General features: G+C 41.2%; 12 protein-coding genes. 7 read left to right on the forward strand and 5 right to left on the reverse strand.

Annotated features, from left to right (window positions below):
• Positions 1 to 237 precede the first annotated feature (237 nt).
• The gene (gene orn / locus BCU84_RS10100; protein WP_102527974.1) at positions 238 to 783 is read right to left on the reverse strand and encodes an oligoribonuclease; all 546 of its coding nucleotides are present in this window, start codon (positions 781 to 783) and stop codon (positions 238 to 240) included.
• A gap of 113 nt (positions 784 to 896) precedes the next feature.
• Here orn and rsgA point away from each other — a divergent pair, with 113 nt between their 5' ends.
• The 5 genes from rsgA (at position 897) to BCU84_RS10125 (ending at position 7785) form a co-directional block, all read left to right on the forward strand.
• Entirely contained in the window at positions 897 to 1952 is a 1056-nt protein-coding gene (rsgA, locus tag BCU84_RS10105) for a small ribosomal subunit biogenesis GTPase RsgA (protein WP_102527975.1), read from the forward strand.
• A 65-nt stretch (positions 1953 to 2017) separates the two neighbouring features.
• Complete coding sequence (gene asd / locus BCU84_RS10110) at positions 2018 to 2878, forward strand: archaetidylserine decarboxylase (RefSeq protein ID WP_102527976.1); 861 nt, start codon at positions 2018 to 2020, stop codon at positions 2876 to 2878.
• A 10-nt stretch (positions 2879 to 2888) separates the two neighbouring features.
• Entirely contained in the window at positions 2889 to 3788 is a 900-nt protein-coding gene (locus tag BCU84_RS10115) for a DMT family transporter (RefSeq protein WP_241906408.1), read from the forward strand.
• 51 nt (positions 3789 to 3839) lie between these two features.
• Positions 3840 to 7043 (forward strand): mechanosensitive ion channel domain-containing protein, encoded by a 3204-nt coding sequence (locus BCU84_RS10120; RefSeq protein ID WP_102527977.1) that lies wholly within the window; start codon positions 3840 to 3842, stop codon positions 7041 to 7043.
• A gap of 4 nt (positions 7044 to 7047) precedes the next feature.
• Entirely contained in the window at positions 7048 to 7785 is a 738-nt protein-coding gene (locus tag BCU84_RS10125; protein WP_102527978.1) for a glycerophosphodiester phosphodiesterase, read from the forward strand.
• Positions 7786 to 7827: 42 nt separating this feature from the next.
• On the opposite strand, the gene BCU84_RS10130 is transcribed toward BCU84_RS10125, so the two are convergent.
• Positions 7828 to 8160 (reverse strand): DUF3392 domain-containing protein, encoded by a 333-nt coding sequence (locus BCU84_RS10130; RefSeq protein ID WP_102527979.1) that lies wholly within the window; start codon positions 8158 to 8160, stop codon positions 7828 to 7830.
• 38 nt (positions 8161 to 8198) lie between these two features.
• On the opposite strand from BCU84_RS10130, the gene BCU84_RS10135 reads away from it, so the two are divergent.
• Complete coding sequence (locus BCU84_RS10135; protein ID WP_102527980.1) at positions 8199 to 9125, forward strand: D-2-hydroxyacid dehydrogenase; 927 nt, start codon at positions 8199 to 8201, stop codon at positions 9123 to 9125.
• A gap of 217 nt (positions 9126 to 9342) precedes the next feature.
• The gene (locus tag BCU84_RS10140; RefSeq protein WP_055023428.1) at positions 9343 to 9537 is read left to right on the forward strand and encodes a bacterioferritin-associated ferredoxin; all 195 of its coding nucleotides are present in this window, start codon (positions 9343 to 9345) and stop codon (positions 9535 to 9537) included.
• A gap of 119 nt (positions 9538 to 9656) precedes the next feature.
• On the opposite strand, the gene parC is transcribed toward BCU84_RS10140, so the two are convergent.
• The 3 genes from parC to parE all read right to left on the reverse strand — a co-directional run bounded on the left by parC (position 9657) and on the right by parE (position 15060).
• On the reverse strand, positions 9657 to 11951 hold the full coding sequence (parC, locus tag BCU84_RS10145) for a DNA topoisomerase IV subunit A (RefSeq protein ID WP_102527981.1): 2295 nt from the start codon (positions 11949 to 11951) through the stop codon (positions 9657 to 9659).
• Positions 11951 to 12991: a PQQ-dependent sugar dehydrogenase gene (locus tag BCU84_RS10150; RefSeq protein WP_241906409.1), complete on the reverse strand. Its 1041-nt coding sequence runs from the start codon at positions 12989 to 12991 to the stop codon at positions 11951 to 11953. Before BCU84_RS10150 ends, parC begins: the two co-directional genes overlap by 1 nt.
• Positions 12992 to 13173: 182 nt before the next feature.
• Positions 13174 to 15060 carry a DNA topoisomerase IV subunit B gene (gene parE, locus BCU84_RS10155; protein WP_102527983.1) on the reverse strand — a complete coding sequence of 629 codons (1887 nt, stop codon included), beginning with the start codon at positions 15058 to 15060 and terminating at the stop codon, positions 13174 to 13176.
• Between the last annotated feature and the right edge of the window lie 38 nt (positions 15061 to 15098).

Below are 15098 nucleotides of genomic sequence, written 5' to 3' on the forward strand. Positions count from 1 at the left end.
AAAACACTTGGCAAGGTATCATCTGATTCAAAGCCAACTGAGCTAATGTTGCATCTCTTCTTGCTTTATTAAAACACTTGGCAAGGTATCGTTTGAACCAAAACCAACTGAGCTAATGCAGCAAATCTTCAAATTACAACTTCAAATAGCAAGTGGCTCGCTGTAAAAAGTTGAGGCCGCATTATATGTAATATTCACTACACTGCAACCCCTAATTCAAAAAAAAGGTTTGATTGCTTAAATTTTAAATACTTCTTGGCGATAAAACTGCAATTCTGCAATAGATTCCTTGATGTCTTCTAGTGCTTGGTGGGTATTCTTTTTGCTAAAGCCTTTCATAACTTCTGGCTTCCATCGATTTGTTAGCTCTTTTATGGTGCTGACATCAATATTGCGATAATGGAAGAAGTCTTCTAGCTCAAGCATGTATTTGTTCAAAAAACGGCGATCTTGGCCAATGCTATTTCCACACATAGGCGAAGCACCTTTAGGGACATATTGCTCTAAAAATTCAATCGTTGCTCTAATAACGTCTTCTTCAGAATATTTACTGCTCTTAACGCGATCAATTAATCCAGACTCACCATGATGCTTTTGATTCCAATCATCCATGCCATTTAACACTTCATCAGACTGATGAACCGCCATAACTGGCCCTTGGGCAATAATATTTAATTCTTGGTCAGTCACAATCGTCGCAATTTCAATAATACGATCGACACTGGGCTCTAAACCAGTCATTTCTAAATCAACCCAAATCAGATTGCTCGAGTTTACAGCCATAATATCTGCCTTATTCTGTCAAAAGCCCTAAATTCAGGCTTTTTTATTAAAGAGGGTGTATCATACTGTTTTTTTATACGACAAAAAAACCACTAATTAATGAAGATTTGCCTGTGAGTAAAAAGAAACCTCTTAGCCAAGGTCAAAAGCGCAGAATGCGCGACAACCAAAGTAAACGTTTAAAGCGTAAAGATAATCCTGATCAGACAACCGATCTACAGGATAGTCTACTTGGACCAGAACAACAGGGTATCGTCATTTCACGCTTCGGTCAGCATGCTGATATTGAAACCGAAGATGGTATTGTTGCACGTTGTAATCTCCGTCGAAATATCACCAGCCTTGTCACTGGCGACAAAGTGCTTGTGCGCTTAGCCACTGAAACAGATCGTGGTATTGGCGGGATCGTTGAAGCAGTTCATCCACGAACATCTTCCCTTACCCGTCCAGATTTATATGACGGCGTAAAAATTATCGCAGCCAATATTGATCAGATATTAATTGTCTCTTCAATTTTACCTAGCTTCACCACACAAATTATCGACCGATATTTAGTGGCTGCAGAAGACACTGAAATTCCACCTGTCATTATCCTTAATAAAATGGATTTACTAACCAATGACAATCGTGAAGAAGTTGAAGTCGCTTTAGCCCGTTATCGCCAAATTGGTTACCCTGTCTATATGGTGAGTAGTCACACCGGTGAGGGAGTCGAACAAATAAAATCACTGTTATCAGATAAAATCAGCGTATTTGCAGGCCAATCTGGTGTCGGAAAATCATCGCTGATTAATGCACTCATGCCAGAAGCGGATCTTCTCATTGGTGATGTATCTGGAAACTCTGGCTTAGGCCAACACACCACAACTACAGCCAAGTTACTGCACTTTGAAAGTGGTGGAGACTTAATTGACTCGCCCGGTGTCCGTGAGTTTGCATTATGGCATTTACCCGCACCTCGCGTCGGCGAATGCTTTATTGAATTTCGAGAATACATCGGCACATGTAAATTCAGAGATTGTAAACACGGTAATGATCCGGGTTGCGCCTTGCAAGAGGCTCTCGCGGATGGGAAAATAACTCAAGATAGATTTAACAATTATCACCGAATTATTGCCAGCCTTGATGAACAGCGTCATGCTCGACACTTCAGAGCAATAGATGAGTAAACTCATTAATCTGGTTTACAATTCTCAAGATTAGCACGACATAAATAACTAAAAAGGGTACTCAATTGGATTCTGTTAAAATTGCTTTGCAATATATCTTACCTAAACATTTACTATCACGTCTTGTGGGTAAGCTTGCAGCTGCGGAAGCGGGAGCGATTACTACCGCAGGTATTAAATGGTTTATCAAGCAATATAAAATTGATATGTCAGAAGCGGCACAAAGTGAGCCTGAAGCATACAAAACCTTTAATGCATTTTTTACCCGTGCTTTAAAACCTGGCCTTCGCCCTATTGTTGCAGACGACAAAATCATGGCTCACCCTGTTGATGGTGCAGTCAGTCAATGTGGCCCTATTGAAGCTGGCAAAATTGTCCAAGCTAAAAACCATGATTACACGACGCTTGCATTACTTGGCGGACAGCAAAAAGATTCTGAGCGCTTTAATGGTGGTGACTTTGCCACGATTTACTTAGCGCCTAAAGATTATCATCGTATTCACATGCCTATCACTGGTACCTTGTCAAAAATGACATATGTACCTGGTGAGCTATTTTCAGTTAATCCACTCACGGCACAAAACGTTCCAGGGTTATTCGCCCGTAATGAGCGTGTTGTTGCCATTTTTGAAACCGAAGTGGGCCCAATGGCCATGGTATTAGTTGGGGCGACCATTGTTGCCAGCATTGAAACCATTTGGGCAGGTACCGTTACACCGCCGTGTGGTAAGCAAGTGTTTACTTGGGATTACCCAACTGAAGGTGCTGAAGCACTTACACTTGAGAAAGGCGCAGAAATGGGTCGTTTCAAGTTAGGCTCAACAGTGGTGATGTTATTTGGTCAAGATGCCATTGATACCTTTGCAGAAGGTGTAGAGCCGACTGAAACGACTCGCATGGGTCAAGCATTCGCTCACTTAAAGTAAAATATTAAATATGCCTATCGGCATGATAAAAGCGCAGCGCCCTGAAGTATCAAATGCTTCAGGGCTAATTCAGTTACATATTGCAGTACTGCTATTTGGTATTACTGCATTATTTTCAAAAATACTTCCCCTTAATGCATTAGATATTACCGTTCTTCGGTGTACCGTGGCATTTTTCGTTCTGGGATGTATTGTCAAAATTTCTCGTCAAGCATTGCTGTTATCTCAGCCCAAGCATTATTTAATTGCCCTTGGATTAGGTATTTTGGTGAGTTTACATTGGGTAACCTACTTTGCTGCAATGCAGTTATCTTCTGTCGCCATCGGAATGATTGCTTTTTTTACCTACCCTGTCATGACTGTCTTAGTTGAACCTCTCGTCAATAGAACTCGCTTAAGGTTTATAGACTTACTCTCAGGCATCGCAGTACTCACAGGAGTAATTATGCTTATTCCTGAACCTAACTTTGATAATGATGTCACTTTAGGTATTACTGTAGGTGTACTCTCAGCTGCTCTATTTACTGCACGTAACTTATTGCACAAAAAATACTTCTCACAATACAGCGGGCCACAAGCAATGTTCTATCAAACATTAGTCGCTGTGATAATCTTGTCTCCTTTTTTAGAAGTCGAACTCACCTCAATTACGCTAGATATATGGTTAACCATAGCCATTTTAGGCGTATTCTTTACTGCTGCGCCCCATGCGTTATTTGCCTCCTCACTGCGTCAACTAAGCGCTAAAACCGCAAGTTTAGTGTCTTGCTTACAGCCTTTTTACGGCACAGTTTTAGCCTTCTTACTGCTGAACGAACAAGTTAACCTTAATACCATTATTGGTGGATTGATTATCTTGCTCACAGCAATATTCGAAACTCAGCAAAATCATAAAAAAAATAAAGCGTAAACTCAGGTTTTTGTTACCATTGTATTAGTCTCTCACTAGCAATCATTCCCTATGTTACGTATTGCGTTTTTTATACTCAGCTTTATCTCCTTTGTTGCGTCGGCTAATTCTCCCCTGCAACTGGATAAACGCTTGGGATTTTCTCAAAGCAACAACTCATCGCAAGTCGTTGACCTACCCACTCAAATAGAAAACGTCAAAACCAGCATCACAAAGCTGAGTAATGAAAAGAACGGTTACTTGGAGCTTGAGCAAAACAGCGACGTTATTACTCAAAAGATTTCAGCAGAGATTAATCAACCAATAACTGACATTAACATCAGTGCCGATATTGACATGGGTCAGCAAGCCTCGATGGCTTATTACCATTTATCTGAACTCAAACAATCTGAAAATGATTTAAGCGAACAATTAGTGCGCCTTTCAAAAAGGCAGCAGCAATTACCAAGCTTAATCAGACAGGCAAAGGATGCCTCGAATCAACATAAAAGAACCCAGCTAGCTCCCGTAGATACGCCATTGGGCCAGTTACATTTACTCCAAGGTCAATTGCTTGAGCAACATATTGAAACCTTAACGGCTGAACTGTCTAGCAGCCCTAAGCAAAAACAAATCGCCCAATTACAATTACAGTTATTGCGTATTGAACATGCACAGCAAGAGAAGTTGATCGAATCGTTAAATAAACAAAATAATCAATATCGCCAGCAACAAGCAGCCAATACCATTGCCAATAATATTATTGATCAGCAGCAGCTTGCCGATACGATTTCTCAAGAGATAAGCCAAAAAAACCAGCAATATGCTCAAGAGTTAATTCGCATCACTAATGGCATTACTCAAGTCATTACTCAACAGGAAAAAGCTGAGAAACAGTATCAATCTCATGCTTTGCAATTAACCAACGTTGAAGAACAAATAACCTGGGTAGAAACAAACTCAGCTTTTGGCGACCGATTCTTACAAATGCTGCAATCGTTACCTAAACCGCCAAACCAAGATGTATTACTGGCTGAAATTGCTGACTCTCGTTTGAAACGCTATCAAGCTGAACAGCAGCAAGCGTTAAACAAGCAACAGCTCAATACTGAAGATTTTCTCAATCACACTCAAATAAAGTTACTAGAATCACAACAAAGCTTGATTGAACAATTGGTGCAGAACTACGATGTGTATCTGAATGAGCAGGCAAAGCTGAGAAACAGTTACGAGCAACTCAATCGAATATACTTGCGTCTGAAAAACACCCTGAACGAACATTTATTTTGGGTACCGAATGCGGCCAGAATTTCAGGTTTATGGTTCATCGATTTAAAGAATGCCACTGTTTGGCTCACTCAGGCGCCTCAAAGGGAAAAGTTAAAACAAGCATGGCAGTCACAGAATATTTACTGGGCTTGGTGGGTCATTATTCTCATCCTTTGCTTAATGGCTCAGGATTTATTAACTCCAAGGTTCAACAAAGCCATTGAACATTACGGTCAAAATGTCGGTAACGTAACCCAAGATAAGTTTATCTATACCGCGAAAACCCTCGGCTTAACGTTATTTTACTCGCTATTAAAACCTATGCCCTTGTTACTGGGCGGGTTAATTTTCTTTTCATCAGAGTTTAATTTTGTCCACGCGATTGGGGTTGGTGTACTTTCTATTGGCTGTAGCTATTGGGTATATCGATTTTTTGCCCTTCTGTCATTAGACAATGGCATCCTCATCAGCCATTTCAGGCGGCCACAACCGCTAGTGAAACGACTACAGCAAAAGACCTTACGCTTTATTTTCATCAGTTGGCCACTGATCGGTATCATGGGGTTCAGCGAAGCCATTGATACTTCCTTAATCCGCAATAGTATTGGTCGTGGCGCATTTCTGGTTTTCACCATTACGCTACTTATCCTTTACCGCGATATGTATGCATTTATTAATGATTTTCGTGCCAATGCTAATGATGGCAAAAACATGAAGTTATTTAATAAAATTACTTGGATCTTTTTAATCGCAGTACCTTGCTGCTGTATCGTATTAGCCTCAATTGGTTACTATTTCAGTGCATTCCAAGTGTTATTACAGCTGCAGCTTTCCTTGCTATTAGGTTTAGGTTTCTTGTTACTGTATCAATTAATTAAACGCTGGATGTTAATTGAAAGACGACTGATTGCCTTTGATCGCGCAAAAGCTCGCCGAGCAGAACGCTTAGCACAACGTGAACGCGGTGAACTCAATAATGCTGCTGATGTGAATGATAACTATGAAGAACCTATTGTTGACCTTGAGACTATCGCAAGCCAATCACTAGGCCTTGTACGCTCGTTATTAATTTTAGCCTTTTTTGGCAGTTTGTTGGCTTTAGTATCACAAACCCATACCGCCTTATTCTCATTTTTAGACGGTATTACGATGTGGAATACTCACTCGGTTATCAATGGCATAGAGCAGCAAATTCCCATTACCTTAAAGTCTATTCTATTCTCATTCATCGTTGTCGGCTTTTCGGCCATGATAGCCAAAAACCTTCCTGGTTTATTAGAGTTAACCATCTTGCAACGATTAGAATTAACCCCAGGTACAGGCTTTGCGATAACTACGGTTAGCAGCTATCTAGTCATATTTTTAGGCTTACTCGTGGGTTTCTCAACCATTGGGGTTGAGTGGTCTAAATTACAATGGTTAGTGGCAGCGTTATCTGTTGGTTTAGGTTTTGGTTTACAAGAGATTTTTGCTAACTTCATTTCTGGTTTAATTATTCTGTTTGAAAAACCCATCCGCATAGGTGATACCGTCACCATTCGCGATTTAACTGGTACTGTCACTAAAATCGAAATTCGTGCCACGACAATTGTGGATTGGGACAGAAAAGAAATCATTGTGCCAAATAAAGCCTTTATCACAGAACAATTAGTCAACTGGTCACTATCAGATCCTATTACCCGGGTGATTGTTAGCGTATCAGTACAACGTGATGCAGACCCTTCAAAAGTTGAAGCGTTACTTCATCAAGCGGTAAGAGAATGTGATTTATCATTGAGCTTCCCTGAGCCTGAGGTTTGGTTTGCAGGTTTTGGCCAGCACACACAAGATTACGAAGTCAGATCTTATGCAAAAGACATGAACGATCGTTGGCCGTTAAGGCATAATTTACACAAGCGTATCTGTAAAAAGCTAAAGGAAAATCATGTTGAGTTGGCATATCCGCAAATGGAAATTCATATCAACAATGGTCAATCTCGTGATTTACATCAAATTATAAAGGGTTAGGTAAATGCTGATTTTTGCACATCGCGGTGCCAGCGGTTACGAGGTTGAGAACACCTTAGCTGCTATGGAAAAAGCACTGTCAATTAATGTCCAAGCCATTGAACTGGACGTATATAATATTGAAGGTGAGCTGTTTGTGTTTCATGATCGTCGATTAGAAACAAAAACAACGGGTCGCGGGGTGACTCACCTTGCTTCAAAAGATGAACTCAGTAAAGTGACCATTCAACAGCACTCAATTCCAACGTTGTGGCAAGTGATGACGTTAATTCGTGGCCGTTGTATCGTCAACATTGAACTTAAAGGCTACCACACTGCAGAGCCCTTAGTTGCTGTTTACCCCAAACTTATCAGTGAGCTAAACTTCACTGCTGAGCAATTACTGATTTCATCATTCAATCAGCCCTATTTATCTTTGGTAAAACAGCATTTACCCCACGCGAGGGTCGCCCCTATTTTAACTGGCGTACCATTGCACTATGCTGAATCTGTCACAGCACTAGATGCGTATTCTATTCATGTTGATCTTCATTTTGTTACCCACGAAATGGTTCAAGATGCCCATCAACGTGGTGCCAAAATTTATGTTTATACCGTAGATAACCCTGAAGATATTCATGCCTTAAAAGGACTTGGCGTCGATGGGATTTTTAGTAATTATCCTGATAAAGCCGCTATCGTGTTAGCCAATTGCAGCCATGACAACTCCCATACAACAAGTCATGAAAAATGGTTTGGTTAATTTTTCACTAAATTACAAATGGATTCAGCGTAAATAACGCGTTTACACTTGCCTGTTTCGCTGAGCCCATGCACCTATTCCAATAAATACCCCAATCACAACCAGTAACATCCACTGTGATGGCATTCCTCTAAGTTGACTCGCTAGCCATGGACTGACACTCACAATAGCCAGACCGTAACCAAAAGCATTGACCAAAACAAATGCTGAGGTTCTAATAATGAAGCCACTGCCTGACAATGACCGCCTTAATGCCCGATTGATATCTGTGGCGAAAATAACAATCGTACAGGCCACTAATGCAGTCGCAATCTCACTCATCCACGGATGCAACATAGCGCCAATTTTAGATAAAAATGCTATGATTTGGTTCATTAACCTACCTCTTAATTTACGACTATCAGGGAATATTTATGGCGCATAAATTACTGCTATTAACCCAAGAAAATGACAAGTATCGAAAGTTATTAACTGACTATAACTTACCAGATTTGATTATTTTAGGGGATGATCCAAGCAGTATTTGTGAAGCAAATATTTGGTTTGCAGAGCCACAACTGGCCGCACCTCTGTTAAATTTAGGCTCTGAGTTACAGTGGTTACAATCAACATTTGCTGGTGTCGATAAAATAACGGGTTCAAGACAACGCCGCGATTACAGCTTAACCAATATTAAAGGGATTTTCGGGCCTTTAATGAGTGAGTACTTATTCGGCTACTTACTCGCTCATCAACGAGAACATGCAAAATATAAGCAACAGCAACTGCAACAACATTGGGCACCAGGAAGCTACCGTACTCTTCAAGGGCAACAATTATTATTGTTAGGCACAGGTTCAATTGCGCAACATATTGCTCAAACAGCAAAGCATTTCGGTATGAAAGTCACTGGGTTAAGTAAAACAGGGACTGTAAAACCTTACTTTGATCATGTTGATACCATTGAACACTTAGCTGAACATTTACCCAATGCACAAGCTGTTGCGAGTATATTGCCCAATACTTTGGATACTGAAAACATACTCAATAAATCCATGTTGGCATTATTACCTGCTGAATCAGTATTATTTAACCTAGGTAGAGGTAACGTATTAGATTTGGATGCGCTAGCAAGCCAGCTGCAAGTTCAACCACTGCAACATGCAGTGTTAGATGTGTTCAATCAAGAACCTTTGCCTAGCGAACACGCTATTTGGCAATGCCCTAATGCTATTATTACCCCTCACATTGCCGCGCCGAGTTTTCCTGAGCAAGTAGTAGAAGTCTTTGTTGAGAACTTCCACTTATGGCGTCAGCAGCAACCTCTCAATCATCAAGTTGATTTCATCAAAGGCTATTAGCACTCGCCATAAAGCCTTACTTATGACTCGTTATTACAAATTTCGTGAGCCAGTTTGCAGTTTGTAATAACTATTACTTTTCGATAAAAGTCAGATTTGTTCAAAAAGTTATTAGCAATGAGAACTGTTTTCATTTACAATTACATTATTGTTGATTAGCTAGCATATTTACTATTACCAAGAATAAATATGTCATCAGACTTTACGAAGAGGCTTTATGTACGTTTGTCTTTGTCACGGAATTACTGATACCCAAATCAGAGAAGCAGTAAGCAAACATGGCGACAGCTCTTTAGCTGACGTTAAAAAACGCTTAGGTGTTGCTGATCAGTGTGGTAAATGTTCTCGTATGGCGACCAACATCATTAAAGCACAAGTCGATGTCGAACCTAACTTCTACGAAGTCGCATAATTTCTATTATATTTTCAGTCCTTCATTTCTCAAAAATATAAGCGTTAACTTCAAATCGTATTCATAAAAAATGCTGCCCTTAGGCAGCATTTTTTATGCAGGAAAAACCTCTGAGCATATTACTCGCTCGGTTCTTCAGTTCCATCTTCAACAACTTGTGAACCCTGCTCAATTTGAACACTGTCAACACGCTGTAAACCTCTTGGCAGTTTAGCGCCTCGACGTCCCCTTTCACCGCGATAGTGTTCTAAGTCAGATGGTTTCAAGGTCAACTTACGTTTACCCGCCCATAAGGTCACTGATGCGTCCTCAGGGATAATATCTAAGTGGATTAATAGCTCTTCACGGCTCTTAGCGCGATCCGTTGGAATGCCAATTATTTTGTTGCCTTTACCTTTGGATAATTGCGGCAGAGCATCGACATCAAATATCAACATCCGACCTTCGTTAGTGATGGCAATAATCGATTGTGTCACCCCTTTATTCACCAATTTTGGCATTAGCGACTGTGCATTAGCTGGTAAACTCAATAACGCTTTACCCGCCTTATTACGGCTTATCATATCGGCGTAAGAACCAATAAAACCATAACCAGCATCACTGGCGAGTAGATAGCATTGGCTATCAACTCCCAGTAGCACATGTCGCATCACCGCACCTGGAGACAGGTTAAAGCGTGTTGTTATTGGCTCACCCTGGCTTCTTGCAGAAGGCAAGGTATGGGTGTCAGTTGCAAACGCCCGCCCTGTTGAGTCAATAAATACCGTCGGTTGATTACTCTTACCACTGGCACTGCACAGGAACGCATCACCCGCTTTATAATTTAAGCCTTCACCATCGACATCATGGCCTTTAGCACAACGTACCCAGCCTTTATCCGATAACACTACGGTAACTGACTCAGCTGGGGTCAGTTCTTGCTCAGTGAGTGCTTTAGATTCTAAACGTTCAATAATCGGTGAACGTCTGTCATCACCAAAGGTTTCACCGTCTTGAATTAACTCTTTTTTCACTAAAGTTTTTAAACGACGCTCTGAACCTAAAATTAATTCCAGCTTATCGCGTTCAGCTGCAAGCTCTTCTTGCTCGCCTTTAATTTTAAATTCTTCAAGCTTAGCTAAATGACGTAGTTTTAAATCTAAAATGGCTTCAGCTTGCTTTTCGGATAACTCAAAACGAGCCATTAACTCTGCTTTAGGTTCATCGTGAAATCTGATGATTTCAATGACTTCATCGATATTCAAGAATGCAATCATTAATGCATCAAGGATATGAAGTCTTGCCAACACTTTATCTAAACGGAACTGTAAACGACGTGTCACTGTTGAGATACGATAGGTCAGCCATTCCGTTAATAGCTCTTTTAAACCTTTAACTTTTGGACGACCATCCAAACCCAAGACGTTTAAGTTAACTCTAAAACTCTTTTCCAAATCAGTTGTCGCAAACAAATGCGCCATCAACTGATCGCAATCCACTCTATTCGAACGCGGGACAATCACTAGACGCACTGGGTTTTCGTGGTCTGATTCGTCGCGTAAATCCGCAACCATAGGCAGTTTTTTTGCCTGCATTTGATTAGCGATTTGCTCTAAAATCTTGCCGCTGCCCGCTTGGTGTGGCAAAGCTGAAATGACTACTTCACCATTATCGATATCATAAACCGCTCGCATTTTAATTGAGCCGCGGCCGGTGTCATAAATCTTAGCAATATCTTTGCTAGGGGTAATAATTTCAGCATAAGTCGGATAGTCTGGGCCCGGAACAAATTCCATTAGGCGCTCTAAATCGGCCTTTGGATTTTCCAGTAATTCAACACAAGCTGACACCAATTCACGCACGTTATGCGGCGGAATGTCAGTCGCCATACCAACAGCAATACCGGTAATACCATTCAATAAAATATGTGGTAAACGAGCAGGTAGCGATTTTGGCTCTTTCATAGTGCCGTCAAAGTTGACGCCCCAATCGACAGTGCCTTGCCCTAACTCTGACAGGAGTACTTCTGAAAATTTAGATAGTTTAGCTTCGGTGTAACGCATTGCAGCAAACGATTTAGGATCGTCAGGTGCACCCCAGTTGCCTTGACCGTCAACTAACGGGTAACGGTATGAAAATGGTTGTGCCATTAATACCATTGCTTCATAACACGCGCTATCACCGTGTGGGTGATATTTACCTAACACGTCACCAACTGTACGAGCAGATTTTTTATGTTTAGATTGAGCCGATAAACCAAGCTCACTCATTGCATAAATAATACGACGTTGAACGGGTTTTAAACCATCGCCAATATGTGGCAATGCACGGTCCATAATCACGTACATTGAATAGTTTAAATAAGCCTCTTCAGTAAAACGGCGCAGAGGCATTTGCTCAACACCATCAAGGCTTAATTCAATCGCATCACTCATTATTTAATATCCTGTGATTGTTCTGTCGCTTTGTAATACAAGCGGTATATATTGCCTTTTAAGTCATCAGAGATGAACATTGCCCCATCTGGTGCATTTATCAGGTCATAAGGTCTAGCGACGGGAAACTCGCCGTCTAAAAAGCTTACCACTCTTTCACGTTTAGTAACTTGGCCATCGTCAAGACTTAGCATGACAACCTGGTATCCAATCTTACTAGAACGGTTCCAAGAGCCATTTTCGGCAACAAAGAGTTGATTATGGTAACGCTCGGGAAATAATTTTCCTTCATAGAAAAGTAAACTTGTCGGCTTCACGTGAGCAGGAAGCTCAAATGCTGGTGCGGTAATATTGAGGGTATCAGGCTTTTTAAATGCGGGCTCAGCAACATCAGTGCCATGAATATATGGGAAGCCAAAATGACTGCCTTTGATGTCAATCCGATTGATTTCATCAGCGGGCATATTATCACCCATCCAGTTTCGACCTTGATCTGCAAACCAGAGCTTATCTGTGGTCGGTGACCAATCAAAACCAATCACACGGCGAAGCCCTGAAGCAACTTGTTCGGTATCTCCTGATTCAATATCAATGGCCAGCAAGCTACCAAAAGGCGCAGGTGCCTCACAGACATTACAAGGTGAGCCTATTGATAAATATAAACGACCATCAGGACCAAACTCCATACCTCGAGCATGTTTGCGTTCTATGCTGGGTAAACCTGAATACACCTCTTTGGGCCGACCCGGACGGCGAAGACGGTTTTCAATATCTTGATATCGTAAGATTCGGTCATCTTCAGCAACGTATAAATCACCATTATGAAACGCAATCGCCTCAGGATAATCTAAACCTTTGCCAATCAAATATCGTTTATTTACTTGACCATCATTATCGGAATCAACCAAAGCGTAAATGGTGCCACTCTTTCTTGAGCCAACAAACAAGGTGCCTTTACTGCCTATAGCCATCTGCTTGGAGTCGCCCAAATCAGAAGCATATAAAGTGAGTCCAAATCCTTTTGTAACAGTAATCATCATAGGATCAGCAGCAAATGCTTTAACTACAGCGAACTGAGCTAAAGCGATGACAGACAGTGTTTTTAACGCTGTTGAAATTTGCTTGATATCCATTTTAATTATTATTCTCGACATTATATTTATTCTTTGCCTTTATCTTTTGTGGCAATGCGCAACTGCTTAATACGTACCCTAGTAACGTGTTAGATCTCTGCTAAGTCGCCTTTCGACTCTAACCAAACTTTTCGGTCTGGTGAGCGCTTTTTAGCTAATAACATATCCATCAATGCCATCGTATCGTCATTATCATCAATGGTAAGTTGTACCAATCGACGAGTATTAGGATCCATAGTGGTTTCACGTAACTGCAGTGGGTTCATCTCACCCAATCCTTTGAATCGAGTGACCTGCACTTTGCCTTTTTTCTTTTCTGCAACAATTCTATCTAATATACCGTTTTTTTCACCTTCATCTAAGGCATAAAATACTTCTTTGCCTAAATCGATACGGAATAAAGGCGGCATCGCGATATATACATGGCCTTTTTCAACTAAAATGCGATAGTGCTTCATAAACAAGGCGCACAACAGTGTAGCAATGTGAAGACCATCAGAATCGGCATCGGCTAAAATACAGACTTTACCGTAACGTAACTCTGAAATGTCTTCGCTATCAGGATCACAGCCTATTGCGACTGAAATATCATGGACTTCTTGCGATGCTAGCACTTGAGATGCATCGACTTCCCAGGTGTTTAAGATTTTACCACGTAGCGGCATAATCGCTTGAAACTCTCGGTCTCGAGCCTGTTTTGCACTGCCACCAGCAGAGTCACCTTCCACTAAAAATAACTCGCCTCGCATAGGGTCTTGGCCGCTACAGTCAGTTAATTTACCCGGTAAAGCGGGACCTGAAGTGACTTTTTTACGGGCGACTTTTTTCGCTGCTTTTAGACGGCGCTGCGCATTACTAATACACAATTCTGCAAGTTGTTCAGCCTGCTCAGTATTTGAGTTTAACCAAAGTGAAAATGCATCACGGACAATGCCAGAAACAAACGCAGAACTTTGACGGCTTGATAGTTTCTCTTTAGTTTGACCAGAGAACTGAGGGTCTTGCATTTTAATTGATAAAATAAACGATGCTTTATCCCAAATATCTTCAGGAGATAATTTAATGCCTCGTGGAACCAAATTCCTGAATTCACAAAACTCACGCATTGATTCCAACAAGCCTTGTCTGAAACCATTAACATGGGTTCCACCTAGTGGCGTTGGGATCAAGTTTACGTAGCTTTCATAAATACTGTTTCCGCCTTCTGGCAGCCAAGTAATGGCCCATTCAGCAGCATCGGTTTTACCCGAAAACTCACCAATGAAAGGTTCTTCTGGTAATAGAACGGATCCCTTCACTGCTTCTTTCAAATAATCTGTTAAACCACTTTCGTAAAACCATTCATTAACCTCACCATTTTGCTTATTAGTGAACTTAATACGTAAACCAGGACACAACACGGCTTTAGCGCGTAATTGATATAACAGCTTAGTGATTGAGAAGTTGCCAGAGTCAAAGTAACTCGCATCTGGCCAGAAATGCACACGAGTACCTGTATTACGTCTGCCACAGGTGCCTGTCACTTTTAGGTCTTCAACTTTATCGCCATTCTCAAATGCTATCTCGTAAACTTGCGCATCACGACGAACGCTGATCTCAACCCGCTTCGACAAGGCGTTGACGACCGAAATCCCGACACCATGTAAACCACCTGAAAATTGGTAACTATCATTTGAAAACTTGCCACCAGCATGTAGTTTGGTCAGGATTAATTCAACACCTGGGATCCCTTCTTCAGGGTGAATATCCACAGGCATACCACGACCATCATCGGTCACTTCTAGTGAGTTATCCGTATGAAGAACGACATCAATTTTAGTCGCATGACCGGCTAAAGCTTCATCGACACTGTTATCGATGACCTCTTGACCTAAATGGTTAGGTCGAGTGGTATCGGTGTACATACCTGGACGGCGTTTTACAGGGTCGAGTCCGTTAAGAACCTCGATGGCGTCAGAAGTGTATTGATTGGTCATAGTCCACACATTTGGTCAATTGTTAGCCCACATTATTG

The sequence above is a fragment of the Shewanella sp. 10N.286.51.B7 genome, assembly GCF_002873615.1.
Taxonomy (GTDB): domain Bacteria; phylum Pseudomonadota; class Gammaproteobacteria; order Enterobacterales; family Shewanellaceae; genus Shewanella; species Shewanella electrodiphila.